The following is a 16974-nucleotide window of genomic DNA, read 5'->3' as shown; positions in this document are numbered from 1 at the left end:
GGTCAGCTCACTTTCTCAGGCGGTAGCGGAAATCGTTGTCGGCAATGCGTTCTCGGCGACCCGTTCGTAGCGGTAGTCATCGAGCGGGAACTTGCGGTTCCCATGGCTGGCCTCGAAGAATCCGGCTGGACGTAGATAAGTGGTGTCGCCCTGGGAGTTTCGGTAGTAAGTCGGCACGTGGCCGTTGAGATCGGCGAGGTAGTAGCGCAGCGATGCGCCGCGCTCGTAGGTCCTGGCGTGGTAGGCGTCCGCGGCGTCCTTGCGGATCTCGCAGACCTGCGCACCACGGCGGCGGGTTTCGGTGATAGCCCGAATCGCGTGGTCGGCGGTCATCTCGACGAAGGAGTGCCAACCCGATCCGGTCCACGAGTACGGCCCGCACAACGTCCACCGGTTGGGTAGGCCGTGGACCGACACACTTTCGTAGGCCTGCAGTCCGTCCTCGTTGTAGAACTTGGCGAGATCGAAACCGTCGCGTCCGACAATCGTTCCCGGACGATAGGTCTCGGGATCGGAAAAGACCTCGTATCCGGTTGCGAGGATCAACGCGTCGAGTTTGTGCAGCACTCCGGCACGCGTCTTGACCCCGGTCGGAGTGATCTTCTCTATCGGGTCGGTGATCAACGTGACGTTGTCTCGGTTGTAGGCCTTCAAGTAGCCACTCGACATCGTGGGACGTTTCGCGAGCAAGCCGAAATTCGGACTGAGTTTCGCGGCGGTCTGCGGATCACTCACAACTCGACGAACGAAGCGCTTGTATGCCGCGATGGTGACCGCGTCGAACTTGTTCAACGTTGGGTTGACGAAACGTGGTGGGGGCTTGACGATCGACCGGAAGAGCAGGTCCATCGCAACCAGGGCAACTCCGTGCAGTGCAGGCTGCACCCCTGGAATTGCGAAGGCACGCTGTACCGGTCGCGGGACAGTGAAGTCGGGCTTCGGCACTGACCACACCGGGGTCCGCTGGAACACCGTCAGCTGGGCAACGTCCGGTGCGATGGTCGGAATGATCTGAACCGCGCTTGCACCGGTGCCGATGATTCCGACCGTCTTGCCGGTCAGGTCGTACTCGTCGTCCCACGAACTCGGCCGCAGGACTTTGCCTTTGAACGATTTCGCACCCGCGATACCGACATCTTCCTTGGGTCGGACGAAGGCGCCGATTGCGCTGATCAAAAACCGTGCGGTGATTGTCGACCCGTCGTCGAGGTGCAGCGTCCAATACCGGCCGACGTCATGCCATTCCTCGCGTTCGACGTTACTGCCGAAGCGGATTCGTGGATACAGATCGAAACGGCGCGCAACGTCGACGTGATACTGCTTGACCTCTTCGCCTCGTGGGAAGAAGCGGCTCCAATTGGCGTTGCGGGCGAACGAGTACTGATAGGCGATCGCTGGTACGTCCACGCCGAGGCCGGGGTAGTGGTTCTCGTGCCAGCTGCCGCCGACATCGTCGGCGCGTTCGAGAATCACGAAGTCGTCGATCCCGGCCTTGCGGAGTTTCGCGCCGGCGGCGATGCCCGCCGGCCCTGCGCCGATGACAGCCACTTCGTACTGCGGCTCGGATTTCGAGAGTGTCATTACTGGTGACCTCCGTCGAATGCACTGTGGCCGTTGGTTGTTGCTGCAACCAGCGGTCGACCGTGGGACGCAGTATCGGGTTTGGCCGTGCGGTCCAGTACGTCGAGCAGTCGAGCGCCTGCCGCCTCGAGACGCTCGACAGGGAACTGCCGGAGGATGCCGCGGGTTACCGAGGGGGCGATGCGGTACATGGCGTAGGTGAGCCAGGCTTCGGTGCGAACGGGAACGACGTCGAGGTCGAAGCGGACGCCGCGCACCGCAGCCCGCGCCACAAGATCCGGGCTGAGCGGCGAGATCGGCAGGGTATCGACGAAGTCTCTGACTCGGTCGAGCATTCCCATGCCGTCCTGGAACAGGTTCGCATCGATACCCACCGTCTCGGCGTGATTGCCGAGATTTGTGTTGATCAGTCCGGGACAGATCGAGGTGGCGCTGACGCCCTTCGGTCCCAATTCGACTCGGAGACAATCGGTCAGCATCCGAACTCCGGCTTTGGAGACGTTGTAGGCGGAGGTTCCTGGAACGGGTGTGTAGGACGCCGCGGAGGCGATGTTGACGATGTGGCCTCTGCCGAGTTCTGCCATCTGCCTTCCGAATACGAGGCTGCCGTACACGACGCCCAGCAGGTTCGGGCCGAGCTGACGGTCCCACGACTGTGGAGTTGTGTCGAGGAATGCCCCCGTGATGACCAGGCCGGCGTTGTTCACCAGCACGTCGGCGACGCCGAACGTTGCCCGGACGTCAGCGGCGACGCGCTCCCACGCATCGGGGTCGGTGACATCGAGCAGCGTCGATGACGCGCGGTCTCCGTTGGCTTGGATGAGCGCGACGGTCTCGTCAGCGGTCGTGAGGTCGATATCGGAGACCACGACGTGTGCGCCGAGTTTGGCGAATCGGAGCGAGATCGCGCGGCCGATTCCGCTGCCGGCGCCGGTAACCACAACGAGCTTCGGCTGCAAACGGTTGATCTTCATGATCGGGCCTCCTCTAGTTCGATGGCTGGATGGTGGGCCGAGTCGGACAGCAGGACCGAGTAGCGGTAGTTGTCCAGCGGGAAATGCTTATTTCCCCACCACATTTCGAGATGGGTGCTCGGGCGAATCGTCGCGGCGTCGCCCTGGTAGTTGACGTAGTAGGTGTTGGAGCCTTCGCAGGCGGGGGAGAGCCACATCGTCTTTTCCCCACGGCGGCGGTACTTGTCGTAGTAGGCGTCGTGCGCTTCCTGCTTGATCTCGACTCGCGTTGCACCACGGCGTCGGGACTCCGCAATTGCGCGTGCGGCATGGCGGCTGGTGCACTCGATCATCGCGAGGTAGGAGCCCGCGGCGAAGCCGTACGGTCCGGTGATGAGGAAAGCGTTCGGGAACCGCGGAACCGAAACTCCCTGGTAGGCCTGGAAGCGGTTCTCGTCCCAGAACTGGTTCAGGTCGAGCCCGCCGACGCCGTGCATCGGATACGGGGGAGTGGTGCCCTTGCCCATGACCTTGAAACCGGTGGCGCACACGAGGACATCGAAGTCGCGAGTCGTGCCGTCGTCGGTTGCAACGCCGCTTTCGGTGATCTTCTGGATCGGTGACGTGACCAGCTCGACATGCGGCCTTGTGAACGTCTTCAGGTAGCGGTTCGACACCGATGGGCGTTTGCAGCCGGGGGCATAGTCTGGCGTAAGTTGCTGTGCAAGTTCAGGATTGCCGCGCAGCCAGGCCTTGTAGCCCTTGGCGCCGCCTCGTTCGAGTGCTTCGACGAGGTACGGGATACGTTCGTGGAACACGCCGATGCCGGTGAGACCGAAATCGATCGCAACGGTCACCCCCGCTCGAATGCTGCGACGCAGCACCGGCATGTTGAGCAGTGCGGTACTGACGGCCTTGGGAATCGGGAAGTCGGGCTTCGGTGCGACCCAGATCGGGGTGCGCTGGAAGACCGTCAACTGTTCGGCGATATCGGCAAGCTCCGGGATCAGCTGCAGCGCAGTTGCTCCCGTGCCGATGACGCCGATTCGTTTACCCGCGTAGTCGTAGTCGTGGTCCCACTTCGACGTGTGCACCACCTTCCCGGCGTACATCTCGAAGCCTGGAATATCGGGCAGTTGGGGGATCTCCAGTGCGCCGATCGCGCCGACGATGTAGCGGGCGACGATGGTTTCGCCGGTACCGAGCCCGACGCGCCACACATGAGCTTGTTCGTCCCACACTGCGCTCTCGACCTTCACGCCGAGCTTGATCCGCGAGCGAAGTTTGTAGGAATCCACGACCTGCTCGGCGTACTCCTTCACCTCAGCTCCCGGCGCGAACATTCGTGTCCACTTCTTCGGCGGTTCGTAGGAGAAGCTGTAGTAGATCGACGGAATATCAACGGCCACACCGGGATAGGTGTTCGCGTGCCAGGTGCCACCGATGCCGTCGTTCTTGTCGACGATGAGGAAGTCGTCGATTCCAGCCTTGGTCAACTGCACTCCAGTGCCGATGCCGCCGAAACCCGCGCCAACGATGAGTACCTCGTGGTCGACGCTGCCGTCCGACGCTGACTTCGGCGCGGCGGTCATCCTCCACACCGCCGGATGCGAGCTGTTGACCATGTCGGATGAATCATCGTTCGACTCCCTTGTCGTAGCGAGAACTTTCGATTCAAAGAATAGCATTATCCGAATATCAAGACAATCCTGATTGAGGACAGATTTGGAGATCGGGTCGGCCGTGGCTCTGTGGTGGAGGTGTGACGTACGCGTCAATCGGCGAATGGCGAGTTCATCGCCACTCGTTCGGAAGACTGATGGTATTCGGATACCTATCGGATCTAGGGTTGTGGGATCGCCCAGACTTCGAGCCCGGGCAGCTATCCGAGTTGGTTCCCACGGAGGAGTCCGATCACATGTTCATTCTGAATATCGAGCCGGTTGCAACGGCATTCGTCGGCTTGCTGGCGCTGTCGCTGTTGTCGCTGTTGTCGCTGCTGTTGATGCACGATGCCGATGGCCTCGACTTTCGCCGAAGGGAAGTGTCGGCTGCGCGACGCAAGGCGATGGTTGCGGCCCACTAGTCTCGTTGCCCTGGTCGGTGGTCGCCAACCCGCGAGCTTCGCACAGTGCCGGGCGCATAGAGGGCTACCGGCGCGGCTCGCCCTTTGAGGGGTACGGCGGGTCGAGCAATCAGGGCGGAGGCTTCTGCGGCTGGGAGCAATGTGCGCGTGTGTTCGCTGACGAGAATGGTGTCGCCGGTCCGGCGAGTGGCGGATTCTACGCGCGCTGCGACGTTGACGACGTCTCCGATCACGCTGAAGTCGTAGCGCCCAGCCCCGCCCAGGGTGCCCGCGACGACCGTTCCGGAGTTGAGCCCCATGCCAATTCGCGGTTCACGATCGCCAACGACTACGGCGATTTCGCAAGCGGCGTCTAATGCTCTGCTTGCGTGGTCGGTCAATGGCTGTGGGGTGCCGAACACGGCGAGCAAACCGTCGCCGATGAACTTGTCGACGTGACCGCCGTGGCGTGCGATCACGGGAACGACAAGTTCGAACAGTTGGTTCAACATCGTGACCACTTCGCGTGCTGTGTGGGTTTCGCTGTAACCGGTGAACCCGCGTACGTCGAGAAAGAGGGCGGTGATCTCGACGTCCTCGCCCTCGATGATCGCGTGGCCATGGGTGAGGATGTGCTCGGCGACTGCCGGATCGACGTAGGCTCCGAAGGTGTCTCGAATGCGGTCTCGCTCCCGCAATCCGACGACCATTGCATTGAAAGACATTGCAAGTGAACCTATTTCGTCTGCTGAAACCTCCGCGACCGTGGTGTCGAGATCTCCTTGTCCGACTTTGGTGAGAGCGGCGCGTAGCTGGGAGAGTGGTCTGGTGATCGACCGGGCGAGTGGAATCATGAGCCAGCTGGTAACCGCGATGGTCACCCCGATGGACGCGGCGATCCCGAGGAGCAACGATTGTGGGGTGCGGTCCCCGACTATTCCGGTCACGACAGTTCCTGCAACCACCGTGATGCCGGTGACAGTGATGAGCAAACGGCGGGTCAGGCTGACGTGCACGGCGCTCGACACAGGCGCGTCGTGCTCGAGCATCACAATGCCGATCTGAGCGAGCGCGGGTTGCAACAACCGTTCGGCGGCGAAGAGGCGCACCGCGATCCAGAAGAACCAGACGAGTCCCGAGCCGACGAACAACGCCGCGACGGACACCCGATCCAGATCCATTTTCCATTGCGCCGCAACGGTCCATGCGACTACCAGCGCAGTCACCAGGCCATAGGTCGCCACCGACCGCACCGGGAGCAGCGGCGCCCGAGCGACGACGTCCCAGGTCGCGCGAGCGGTCGATGGATCCCGGGTTCGGTTCCACGTTTCGAGCTGGTTCAGTGCGGGCCGCATCAACCAGATCGCCAGTACTCCTTCAGAGGCACCGGACGCGAAGGCACCGACAGCGAGAAACACTCGCTCGCCCAGCGAGGTCGGCAAGTACATCGGCAGAACAAAAAAGCTGGTGAACATGGTGACTACGAAGCCGAAACCCTGGATACCGAACAGCGAACGCTTCACGAATCGGACGCCGCCGACTTCGTACAGAGCTGCTATACGCGACATTATTCGGTCACCCGCGACGAGTTCGCTGCATACGGAAGAAGCATCGTCGGACACCCTCGTTTGGAGGAGCAGTTCTGTGTTATCCAGGGAATAACATTATCCGAATATGGAACCGTGCGGTCGGAGATGAAACTGTGTGTGCCGGAATACGACTGTGCCCGACTGGCCGATTGCGCTGCACTCACGGTGCGATAGCGACACCCAGCGACATTGCTCCCCAGGTCTTCGGCACAGGCTTTTCGTAGAAGCGCTCGATATCCCGAATCTCGAATCCCGCCGCCTCGATCAAGCCGCGAATATCGCGATTCAGATGGCAGCCCCCCGCGACGGCCTGTTGGAGAGGATTGAATCGGTGCTGCCACTTTTGCACTTTTGCATCGGGCGCCAACCCGTGCTCGACGAAATGAAGGGCGCCGCCGGGCACCAACACGCGGCGTACCTCCGCGAGGGCTGCCATCACATCCGGAATAGTGCACAGCGTCCACGTCGACAGCGCGGAATCGAACATGCTGTCTTCGAAGGGCAACGATTGTCCGTCGAGTCCTGCGCGCTCGATCGACACTGCCGAGGCGGCCACCCGGGAGGCGGCCATACCCCAACCGAGGTCGGCGGGTTCGACGGCGCTGACTGCTGTCACCGAGGCCGGATAGAAGGGCACATTTCGCCCTGAACCGAACCCGATTTCGACCACGCGTCCGGACAATCCCGCGCACGTTCGCTCGCGCACCGAGTCCAGCATCGACGAACCGCAGGCCAGATCGACGAACCGGGGGAGCATGCGATCTTCGTAGAAACCCATCACGACCGCTCCCCGTCTACCGATTGCAAGTCCTGGATATCGTCGTCGAATGCGCTCCGCACGAAGTGGCCGATCTCGGCGATCGCCGAGCGTGCGTCGGGGAGTAGATCGGCTCCGAACTGGAATACGTGGATCGCGTTGTCCCAAATCTGCAGCGTCAGAGGAACATTCGCCTCACGGTAGCGATCGGCCAGCAGTTCTGCATCAACCAGGAGCACCTCGGAGTCGCTGACCTGGATCAATGCAGGGGGCATGCAGGTGAACTCCGCACTGACCGGCGACCACTGCGGATCGAGTTCGTCGCCGCGGGCGAAACCAACTCTGGCAAGCGCGCCAAGCCCACGCGCCGACAGCATTGCATCGCGCCGGTCGTTGGGATGCGCTGCGCGCAAGGTGGAGTCCAAGTCGGCCAAGGGGGAGATGGCGGCGATCGCTGCCGGAGTGGGCAGGCCGCGATCGCGGGCGGCGAGTGCGGCGGCGAACGTCAGACCGCCACCGGCCGAATCCCCCGCGAAGACGATCCTCCGCGGAGCGAAGCCGAGCTCGAGCAGATGTTCGTAGGCGGTGACCACGTCGTCGACGCTGTCGAGAAAGTGAGCGTGTGGCAGTTGCCTGTAATCCACGTTCAAGAGCGCTACCCCGGCGGCGCGGGCGATGCGTGCTGCAAGTCTGCGATGGCTGTTGAGCCCTCCGGTCACGAACGCTCCGCCATGCAAGTACAGGATCGCGCCGTGCCCGACCGCGTCGGGGCTGGGATCCTCGCGGTGCCACAACCATTCGGCACGGAACTTCTCGAACTGGACCGCCCGGCGTTGAGTTCCGCGTGGCGGACGCAGTGGCGCGAGAAGGAGATCGACGAAGTTCGCCAACCGGAACGCCCGATCTCCGCGTAGGGGCCCGCGCTCGACTAAGACGAAGTACCCGCCCACGAGCGGTCGGAAGAATGCTCTGGACATCGCGTGCAGAATCTGCATTCGCCTACTCGGCCCCCGACTACCTGAACCCGAACGCTGGATGCCGCCGATGCCTCCTCCGCGTGGATGGGAACGATCCCGCCCCTCACTTGGTCAGACGATCCAGCAGCGGCCGAGCGGTGGTGATCAGCGAGTCGATCCGGCCGTAGGACGCAACCGACGCGACCGTGCGCAGCAGGGTCGGCGAGAGCCGGAATAACCCGTAGCCGAGCCAAGCCTCCGGATTTACCGGAACGATCGCCCAGTTGTTTCGCACGGATCGCTCGATGACTCGGGCCACCTTGTCGGGTCCGCCGAAGCCCAATGACGTTTGGACGGTGCCCATCTGGGCTTTCCATTCGGCCTGCTGTTCAGCGGTGAGTCCGTTCCGCTCACCGTTGGCCAGCAGGTTGGTACGGATGACTCCCGGGCAGATCGCGGTCACACCGATGTTGTGCTTGCGAAGTTCGACCCGCAGCGACTGCGTAGCCATCAGTACGCCGATCTTCGCCACGCCGTAGGCGGGCTCGAGCTGTGAGGGGAGAAATGCAGCGCCGGAGGAGATGTTGACGATGTGGCCGTGTACGCCGGTGTCGATCATCTGCTTGGCGAAGACCTTGGAGCCGTACACGACGCTCATCAGGTTGATGTCGATCATCCGTTGCCACTGCGGGATCGTGGTTTCGACGAAGCCGCCGAGATCCATCACGCCGGCATTGTTGATCAGGACATCCGCACCGCCATAGACCGTGCGAACCCAGCCTGCGAAGTCTTCCCACTGGTCTTCGCTGCGTACGTCCAGTCGGTAGGGCACAGCTTCACCGTCCGCGGACTTGATCGCCGCAACGGTTTCCTCGGCGCCCGCCTCGTCGATGTCAGCGACGATCACCCGGCTACCTTTGCGTGCGAACAGCTTTGCCGTCTCCCGGCCGATGCCGGCGCCACCGCCGGTTACGATCACGGTCTTCATCGAGCACCTCCGAATACTTTGCCGGACAACGAGACTCCACGATCTGCGAAATCCATCGACGCCAGGCCGCTGAGACCCCGGACTGCTGATGGTGAGAGCCGAGACAGGTAGTAGCCCGCCCACGCCTCGGTGCCGACCGGGACGGTCGACAGGTTCCAGCGGACCGCACGCTCGATCGCCGACGCCACACGGTCGGGGGAGCGGCCGATGATGCGGTGGCCGGCGGCAAGCCTCGCGGACCACGCGGAACTTTCGGATTCGTCGACACCCGCCCGAGTTCCGTTGGCCGCCAGACTGGTTCGGATGAGTCCGGGGCAGATGGCGCTGACGCCGATGCCCTTGCTACCGAACTCCTGCCGTAGCGCCTGTGTCCCCAGCCAGACTCCAGCTTTCGCGGTGACGTAGGACGGGGCCACCGAAGTCGGCAGAAACGCGCCGACGGAGGCGACGTTCACGATATGGCCGCGCCGACCGGCGTCGACCATTCGCTCGACAAATAGTCGCGAGCCGATGAGCGGACTCATCAGATTGATCGCAATCATCCGACGCCAGTCGTCCCCGGATTGCTCGAGGAATCCGCCGCCGATGAGAATGCCCGCGTTGTTGACCACGACGTCGGGCACGTCGAATTCGGCGCATACCCAGTCGGTGAAGTCTTCCCAGTCCGCCACGTCCGCAACATCGAGTCGGCGAAAGATTGCGTTGCCGCCGTTCTTCCGGATGAGGTCGGCGGTCTCGGTGCCGGTCTTCTCGTTGATGTCGGCCACAACTACCGCCGAACCTTTGCGAGCGAAGCGGCTCGCCGTCGCTCGGCCGATGCCGCTACCGGCACCCGTCACCACTGTCACGGTCATCCGTCGACTCCCTTGTCGTGTTTGGTGCTGATTTTCATTGAAAGAATACTATTATCCGAATAACAATGCAATCCCGATGGAGGCGGTATTCAACGCGATTTCGCGCTCGAGCGGCGGAACATCAGGCGGGGGCCACCAGTGTGACCCCTACCCGACGGGCGGGCGGCGCGCCGACGAACTCGTCGATGATGGCGGTGACGGCCTCCGGGTTCTCCATCATCGGGAGGTGGCCGCAGCGAGGTAGAAATTCTTCGCGATCCGGCTCCAGGGCCCGATTGAGAACGCGCCCCTTGCGAGCGGATAGACCGAGGTTGGCCGTTCCCCAGACGACAGCGAGCGGTGGGAAGTCTGCGCCCGGACGAAGTTGGTCGATGGCGCGGAACAGCGTGAGGTCGGAGAACATCTCTGCCATCGACGTCAGTCTGCCTCTGCGGCCCCAGCCCGCGCCGGCGGCGGCAGCACCGGGCAACGGAGTGATCAGGCCTCTGCGCCAACCGCGTGGGCCGTACTGGGCTGCGATGATGAACCTCGTCAAAGGTGCCGGTATCCGAATTCGCCGACTGGCAGCGAGCGATAGCTGAGGGAATCGCTTCACGAGCGGTAACGCCAAACCGATTGCGCCTCCGCGCGTCGTCTGCTCCGACAACGGATTGAGTAGTACGAGTGCCTCGAAGATCTCGGGGCGGCGGTCAGCGAGTATCAACGTCATGGCACTACCCATGCAGTTGGCCGCGACCGATATTTTGTCGGTCTGCAAGTGATCGATGAAGGCCGACAACAGGTCGACGTATTTATCGAGTGTGTATCCCGACTCCGGCATGTCCGATTCGCCGAAGCCGAGATGGTCGAGGCAGATCACCTCGTAGCGATCGCGAAGCGCGTCGACTTGCCGAGTCCAAATCTCTTTGGACGCTCCGCCGTTGTGCAAGAACAGAATCGGCTTTCCACGTCCCTCACGGGTGTAGGCGACCTTGTTGCCGTTGTAGCTGAAGAATTGCGTAGTCATCGTTGCCTCCTGAGGCTTTGGTGGAGCTAGTTGACGGTGACCTGCAGTTCGACTGCGCCAGAGGGGCTGACGGAGGCAAGGGCTGCAGATATCAAGGCGGACAGATCGATTCCCTGCGTCGCGTCGCCGGCCTTTGCAAGCAGGGGACCGATGATCGGGTAGAGGGCAACCAGGTCGGGGCCAACTTCCTCGAGATAGGCGTCGAGTTCGTGGAGGAACGGAATCAGTCCAGTGCCGGTCGTGTATGCGTCGGGCACAGGTCGGGCGTCGAGCAGCACCTCGAGTGAGTCGACGACCTCCCCGACCTTGTCACCGAATTCGGCGAACTGTGGCCCTGCGTCGGCCATGTTGGTTCCGGCGACAGCGACGTCGGGTCCAGGAACTTGCGCGTTGTCGAGCATCGCGCGGATCTGTGGCGCGCGGGACAAGAGCGTGGCGGCGAGGAGATCGGATGCGTGAGTGAGTTCGGGCAGTACCGATTCCGTACCGTCCAACGCCTGGTCGAACGTGTCGATGATGGACGCGATGGCGGCGGGATCGAGCTGCTGCAGCAGGGTCGTGATGGTGCGAGCGACCTCGGGCATGGACCTCGGCGTCGCGACAGAAAGACTGTTCACCAGCTGCCCGTCGCCTATAAACGGCCCGCCGGCCGTGTTGGGGCGGAATTCGACGTAGGGCTCACTGAGCGCCGACAGTGCTTCGATCGCCACTCGGCTGTCGATCGGAATCTTCCTGCCCTCGTCGATGTCGAAGCGAACCTCGACCCCGTCGACTGTGTTCGTCACCGCAGTCACCTGGCCAACGCGTATGCCGGACAAAAGAATAGGCGAGCGCGGCACCAGATTTGCCGAGTCGGGTATCAACATGACCGCCGAGGTCGAGTGCTTGAACCAGTCGACCCGGGCGACACCGAAAAGCAGATAGGTGATGGCAACAACGGCGACGACGAGGATCGATCCGAGTGACACGATCGAGCTGAGACGAGGCTTTGTCATCGGACGACTCCGATCATGCGCAAGGTGGCTAGCACCTGGTCGACTTGGTCTTCGGATGAGACCGGTTGAGCCGAAGAGGCTGTCTCGGTGCGGATTCCGTGAATGTTCACTGTCGGTCGTTCGGCCCAGGGAATGAGCTTGTCTCGGATGAACGCGGTGATGCGGTTGAGATTCGACGGAGCGGAGAGGTTCAGGGGACGCCCGGTGTTGAGCAGCATGGGAAGGAAGGCCCGTGCGGCCGCGTCGCCTTCGGTGGCCAGCGGCGCGATCCATTCGAGCGCATGCACGATGCCGCCGAGGGCGCCGATGACTCCGATGACACCGATCAGCGATCGTGCGATTTCGGTGATGTCGACAACGCCTGTGGGAGTAAGTATCTGATCGAGTTGCTCGCGGTTGTCGATGATAAGCCGAGCGTTGGTGTCGATAGCGGCGATGAAGGCGTCGAGGTCCTCCTGATTCGCCGCGACGTCGACGACATCCCGTTTGAGGATGTCGGCGATACGGGCGGTCTCGGCAGGGTCGGCCGGAAGTGCGGCGTTGACGCGAGTGATGGCATCCTGCGCGGACCGGATGGCACCACCGGAGACGAAGGTGGCAAGTCCTGCCAACACGTCTTCGACTTGGAGTGCGGCTTCGGTCTTTTCCAGTGGAATTGTGCCGCCGGGTTCGATTCGGTCCCGGCGGTCTGCATCGGCGGGAATATCGAGGCTGATGTAGATGTCGCCGAGAATAGTGTCCTGCCGCAACTGGGCCGTTGTAGAACTGGGAACAATAACGCCCTGCTGAATCTCGACATCGGCAACGACCGAACCCGGACGGGCCGACGTCGGGTCGGCGACGGTCAATCCCGCGAGGTCGCCGACGTGGTCGCCGTTGGCGACCACACGTGCACGAGAAGGCAGATTGAGCGCGTTCGCGAACTCGATGTGGATGGTGTAGGTGGGACCGCCGGCCTTGCTGCCCGGCAGGCTGAGTGCAGCGGGATCGACCCCGCAGCCCGCGAGCATGCAGACGGCCAGCAAGGCAGCGAGCGTAGTCACCATCTGGGTGATGGTCTTGCGTCGGGTCATCGCACGCCTCCTGACGGGCCGAATACGAGTGCGGCGAGATCTGTTGCTGTGAACGCCGTTTCGGCACTATGGCAGGACCCCGGGGCGACCGCGTTGGTCGCTGCGCAGACTTGAACGGAAAGTTGCTCGTCCAGCGCGACCCTCGGTGGCGCGTAGGACACCATCGCGAGTCCGGTTTGCGGATCGATGACGGTTCGGAACGCCGTTTCGACGGCTGGGATCATGTCGATCAGTTGCTCGAGCGTGCCGACGTTGGCGGCCACCAGGTCGAGAAACGGCACGGTTTTGTCGAGTAACTGCAGGATCGGTCCGCCGTACTTGGTGGTGATGTCGTTGAGCCAGGGGAGAATCACGACGATCGAATCGACGACCACAACGACCTGATCCCAGACCTGGTTCACCAGCTGAAGCAAGGGGGAGAGGCCGGTGAGCATTGTGCGCAGATCTCCCCAGCCATCGGCGACGCTTTGCGATAGAGACGCAAGAGTGTCGATCAGCGATCCGATCCGACCGATCGCGGCGTCGGGTGAGCGGAGCGCGGCCGCAAGCTGGGTGATGATGTCGTTCATTTTCGGGCCCGTGCCCGATACCGACCGGTCGAATGCACTGACAGCGGCACTGATGGTGTTCCGGGCAGCGGGGTCGTTGCCTCCGTCGAGTTGGTCGGCGAGGCCCGCGAGTGAATCTAGCGTCTGGGTAATACTTTTCGGTGTCGCGGTCTGAGTGACGCACTCCGACGGATTCCAGGCGTTGCCGGCGGAATCGTTCACAGCGAGTCGCCGGTCGGCGACGATGGTATCGGAAACTGTTGTGGCGGTGACGGTATCGCGTAGGGGATGATCTGCGTCGATGCGAAAGTCAACACGAACCAGGGTCCCTTCGGACCGGATATCGCTCACGGTGCCGACCGGAACGCCCCGAAGGGTTACGTCGTTACCGACGTACAACCCGATCGAGTCGGGCATGATCGCGCAGTAGTCGATGCGTGCTTTGGTCGGCTCCAGCAGCACGAACGCACCCGCTGCGGCAACGGCGGCCACGACAACCGTTCCGAGAATCGACACGAATCCGCGCGATGCGACCAAGTTGCGCAGCATCAGCAGCTCCTTCCCTGAACAGGGATACAGATCGGTCGAACTGTGGTCTCGGAGTGATCGATCGCGATCCCCGCAGGTGTGACGAGGCTGCGGAACCTGTCGCCAGCTCGGACGAGCAAGTCGGCGACGGTACCGAGGCGCCTGCCGAGCTCGTCGAGTTGTGGTACCGCTGCGACGATTCGGTCGGCGAGTGGTTCGAGTTGCTCACGCCACGCGGGTTCGATCGCAGCGATGCGAGCGAGGAATTCGTTCGCGACCCGAAGCGCTTCGATGACCTCTGTCTTGCGGTCGAGGATCTGCGTTTCCATCAGCCCGATCTTGGAAAGCATCGACCCGATCACCGATTTTGTGTCGCCGAGGACGCGGAGATATTCCTCGGCTACGTCGAGCGCGCGCGAGACGTCCGCGTTCTGCTTGTCGAGCAGGCCGACCATGGTGGACACCGCGTCGGTGAGTGAGGAGACCGAGTTCGGGCTTGTCTGCAGTGACGACGTGAGCTGGGCGAGGCTGCGTTGCAAGCTGCCTGCGTCGATCTCCGCAATCGGTCTCTGCGCATCCTGAAGGGCTTCGACGAGGTTGTACGGCAGGCGAACTCGGTCCGCGGGGATCGGCTGATCGCCGAGCGGCTCTGTGCCGGACGGAGACACTGCGACGTAGTGGCCGCCGATCGGGGTGAGCATACGGATGTCGAGAGTTGTCAGATCTCCGAGGAAGACGTCGTCGCGAACGGTGAACTCCATACGCACCGAATCCTCGGTCAGCTCGACCGATTCCACCGCTCCGACGGAGATGCCCGCGATGCGGACATCGTCGCCTGCACGAACGCTGCCGCCGTCGGAAAGCATTGCGGCGTAGGTGGTTTTGCCGAATGGAAACACGTAGATGACGGCGCTCACGATGACGACGATCACGACGGCAAGGAGACCGAGGATGCCGAGCAGTCGTTGGGTACGGGGGTCGGTGTCTTGGCCGTACCGTAGCTCGCGCACCCACCCCAGCCCGTGCTTCAGCCGTTGCATATCGAAACCTGCTGTCCTGCAATAAGTACCGCGACGATTCCCGGTACATCCGCCGACCCGTTGGCGCAGGTCGTATTTATCGGGTTGTTGGGGTCGGGCATAAGGTTGGTCAACGATTGCAGCAAACCTGGAAGCTTGTTCAGAAGATCGATCGTGGTTTGGGGATCGGGGAACAGCAGTCGCAGGTCGTTCTGCAGATCCGGGTTGTCGGGCTGCGTGAAGCCGAGTGCAGCCAACAAGTTATTCAATGGACCGAGCACCGACGGTGCGATGTCGACGAAATCCATCAGGCCCTCGAACTGCTTCTGCAGGTTGACGAATACGTCGCTGATACCGCGAATGAGCGTCGCGGTTTCGGGAGACTTTCCGCCGAGCTGTTGGTAGACCTGCTCGAAGTTTCGCAACAGCAGCGAGATCACCTGTTGTCGGTCGGTGACGAACGCGGAAAGCTTGTCGATCGCGTCGAGGGTCGATCCGACTGCTTTTCCGTCCCCTTCGATCACGGCGATCGCGTTCTCCAGGAACTGATTCACCGCCGCGGGCGAGAATTCAGCGAGTACCGGTTCCATGCCGTTGAACAGGGCGGTGATGTCGAACGACGGAATGGTGTGGTCGGTGCCGATGACCGTGCCGGGCCCGAGCGTGCTGCCGGCCGAATCCGGTTGCTTGACGTCGACGTATCGCTGGCCGGTCAGGTTCTGGTATCGAATGGCGACGACGCTTGTATCGAACATCGGCCGATCTTCGACAACGGTGAATTGCACACGCGCTTGGTTGCCGTCCAGTTCGATCGAGGTGACCTTGCCGACCGCGACGCCGAACATCCTGACGTCGGCGTTCTCCCTGAGGCCGCTGGCGTCGGTGAACAGCGCCTCGAACGTCCGGGTGGACCCGTCGACAGGGCGCTGGATGGCGATCACGATTCCCGCGAGCAGCACGCCGATCAACGCTGTGAACACGAGCAAGCGGGCGACGAGGCCCCGTTGCGAACGCCCGTTCATCGGACACCGTCCTCTAGTTTGGCGCCGCCGGTCAGCGGCACCATGAGGCCCGGCATACCCCGGACCAGCACGTCAACGTCGACCTGTGGACCGTTCGGGGTCGTTCGGAAGGTGCGGTCCAGCCGGTCGATCAGTTCGGTGAGTTCGGTGTGCGACCGGTTCGGGTCGGGCACCGTCCGGGCAAGTTGGCCGAGCACCACGGCGAGGGTGTCGCTGTAGCCGCCAAGGGATCCGCGGGCGGTTCCGAGCACATCGCGGATCAACGGGAAGAGCTGGTCGACGACGAGTGAGACTCCGATGTCGAAGCGCTCGCGGTCGTTGCGCAACACGTCGATGTTGTAGATCCGGTCGATCAGTTCGACGAATCCACTACCGAATACCGCGACCCCGTTGAAGAAGGACGCGTACTGCTCGATGAGGAATGACGTCGGATACCGCTGCGAGTCCGCAACAGCGCGACTCACACTGACGAGGGCTTCGATGAACGGCGCGAAGGCGTCGACATCGTTGCCGACCTGGGTGAGAATCTCGGTGAGCTGGGGAGTGAGGACTGTCGTCGTCGTTTGCGACAGCGACCGCAGCATGGTGCCCATCGTGGAGTCTCGGACGCGTTCGCCCCCGGTAAGGTCGACTTCGTCGCCATCGGCGAGCGGTGTGCCACCATCGCCACGCAGTAGTACGACCTCGCTGATACCGAAGAGGTTGGCCGGTGCGTACTCGATCCGCAGATTGTCCGTGAGCCCGACGAGTGCAGCGCGGTCCAAGCCGAGTGTGAGCACCTGTGTGCCGCCCGAGTCGCTGTCGACGGCGGTGACGTGGCCGATCTGCGTGCCGTTGAGCCGGACGCCGGTGCCGTCGGCGACGCCGTCGCCCGTCACATCGGTCCGCAGCTGGACCTGGATCGCGTTCTCGTCGGGTGCGGTCGCGATCGAATGCCACACCAGACCGACGGTCAGGACCACAACCAGTGTGGCCACACCGACCAGCAGCGACGTGCGTCGAGTCGTTGGCACACCGGGCATTCCGTAGAGAGGCATCAC

Annotated in this window: 16 protein-coding genes; 1 reads left to right on the top strand and 15 read right to left on the bottom strand. The window is 62.6% G+C overall.

The window, feature by feature from the left end:
• Window positions 1-15: 15 nt before the first annotated feature.
• The 3 genes from JGU71_RS24370 to JGU71_RS24360 are packed head-to-tail and all read right to left on the bottom strand — an operon-like array spanning window position 16 to window position 4126.
• Window positions 16-1581, bottom strand: a complete 1566-nt coding sequence (locus JGU71_RS24370) for a flavin-containing monooxygenase (RefSeq protein ID WP_199707224.1) — start codon at window positions 1579-1581, stop codon at window positions 16-18.
• A complete protein-coding gene (locus JGU71_RS24365) occupies window positions 1581-2555 on the bottom strand; it encodes an SDR family NAD(P)-dependent oxidoreductase (RefSeq protein ID WP_199707222.1) in 975 nt (324 codons plus the stop codon). The genes JGU71_RS24370 and JGU71_RS24365 overlap by 1 nt, the downstream gene beginning before the upstream one ends.
• Complete coding sequence (locus JGU71_RS24360) at window positions 2552-4126, bottom strand: flavin-containing monooxygenase (protein WP_199707221.1); 1575 nt, start codon at window positions 4124-4126, stop codon at window positions 2552-2554. Before JGU71_RS24360 ends, JGU71_RS24365 begins: the two co-directional genes overlap by 4 nt.
• Before the next feature lie 326 nt (window positions 4127-4452).
• On the opposite strand from JGU71_RS24360, the gene JGU71_RS24355 reads away from it, so the two are divergent.
• A complete protein-coding gene (locus tag JGU71_RS24355) occupies window positions 4453-4620 on the top strand; it encodes a hypothetical protein (RefSeq protein WP_199707219.1) in 168 nt (55 codons plus the stop codon).
• Here JGU71_RS24355 and JGU71_RS24350 read toward each other — a convergent pair.
• From JGU71_RS24350 to JGU71_RS24295, 12 genes are all read right to left on the bottom strand, one after another.
• Window positions 4617-6167 (bottom strand): adenylate/guanylate cyclase domain-containing protein, encoded by a 1551-nt coding sequence (locus JGU71_RS24350; protein WP_199707217.1) that lies wholly within the window; start codon window positions 6165-6167, stop codon window positions 4617-4619. The two genes, JGU71_RS24355 and JGU71_RS24350, sit on opposite strands and share 4 nt — an antisense overlap.
• 181 nt (window positions 6168-6348) lie before the next feature.
• Window positions 6349-6966: a class I SAM-dependent methyltransferase gene (locus JGU71_RS24345; protein WP_199707215.1), complete on the bottom strand. Its 618-nt coding sequence runs from the start codon at window positions 6964-6966 to the stop codon at window positions 6349-6351.
• Window positions 6966-7922 (bottom strand): alpha/beta hydrolase, encoded by a 957-nt coding sequence (locus JGU71_RS24340; protein ID WP_233530035.1) that lies wholly within the window; start codon window positions 7920-7922, stop codon window positions 6966-6968. Before JGU71_RS24340 ends, JGU71_RS24345 begins: the two co-directional genes overlap by 1 nt.
• Window positions 7923-8025: 103 nt before the next feature.
• Complete coding sequence (locus tag JGU71_RS24335) at window positions 8026-8889, bottom strand: SDR family NAD(P)-dependent oxidoreductase (RefSeq protein WP_199707211.1); 864 nt, start codon at window positions 8887-8889, stop codon at window positions 8026-8028.
• A complete protein-coding gene (locus JGU71_RS24330; RefSeq protein WP_199707209.1) occupies window positions 8886-9743 on the bottom strand; it encodes an SDR family NAD(P)-dependent oxidoreductase in 858 nt (285 codons plus the stop codon). The genes JGU71_RS24335 and JGU71_RS24330 overlap by 4 nt, the downstream gene beginning before the upstream one ends.
• A 121-nt stretch (window positions 9744-9864) precedes the next feature.
• The gene (locus JGU71_RS24325) at window positions 9865-10749 is read right to left on the bottom strand and encodes an alpha/beta fold hydrolase (RefSeq protein ID WP_199707207.1); all 885 of its coding nucleotides are present in this window, start codon (window positions 10747-10749) and stop codon (window positions 9865-9867) included.
• Between the two features lie 26 nt (window positions 10750-10775).
• Window positions 10776-11744, bottom strand: a complete 969-nt coding sequence (locus JGU71_RS24320) for an MlaD family protein (protein WP_199707205.1) — start codon at window positions 11742-11744, stop codon at window positions 10776-10778.
• Complete coding sequence (locus JGU71_RS24315; protein ID WP_233530034.1) at window positions 11741-12817, bottom strand: MlaD family protein; 1077 nt, start codon at window positions 12815-12817, stop codon at window positions 11741-11743. The genes JGU71_RS24320 and JGU71_RS24315 overlap by 4 nt, the downstream gene beginning before the upstream one ends.
• Window positions 12814-13914, bottom strand: coding sequence for an MlaD family protein (locus JGU71_RS24310; RefSeq protein ID WP_199707203.1), 1101 nt, complete (start codon window positions 13912-13914; stop codon window positions 12814-12816). The genes JGU71_RS24315 and JGU71_RS24310 overlap by 4 nt, the downstream gene beginning before the upstream one ends.
• Window positions 13914-14933, bottom strand: coding sequence for an MlaD family protein (locus JGU71_RS24305; protein ID WP_199707201.1), 1020 nt, complete (start codon window positions 14931-14933; stop codon window positions 13914-13916). Before JGU71_RS24305 ends, JGU71_RS24310 begins: the two co-directional genes overlap by 1 nt.
• Window positions 14921-15934: an MlaD family protein gene (locus tag JGU71_RS24300; protein WP_199707199.1), complete on the bottom strand. Its 1014-nt coding sequence runs from the start codon at window positions 15932-15934 to the stop codon at window positions 14921-14923. The genes JGU71_RS24305 and JGU71_RS24300 overlap by 13 nt, the downstream gene beginning before the upstream one ends.
• Window positions 15931-16971: an MlaD family protein gene (locus tag JGU71_RS24295; RefSeq protein ID WP_199707197.1), complete on the bottom strand. Its 1041-nt coding sequence runs from the start codon at window positions 16969-16971 to the stop codon at window positions 15931-15933. The genes JGU71_RS24300 and JGU71_RS24295 overlap by 4 nt, the downstream gene beginning before the upstream one ends.
• Between the last annotated feature and the right edge of the window lie 3 nt (window positions 16972-16974).

The organism is Antrihabitans stalagmiti (genome assembly GCF_016482825.1).
GTDB lineage: Bacteria > Actinomycetota > Actinomycetes > Mycobacteriales > Mycobacteriaceae > Antrihabitans > Antrihabitans stalagmiti.
Note: the sequence above shows the minus strand (reverse complement) of the source record. Positions and strands in the feature narration are given on the sequence as shown.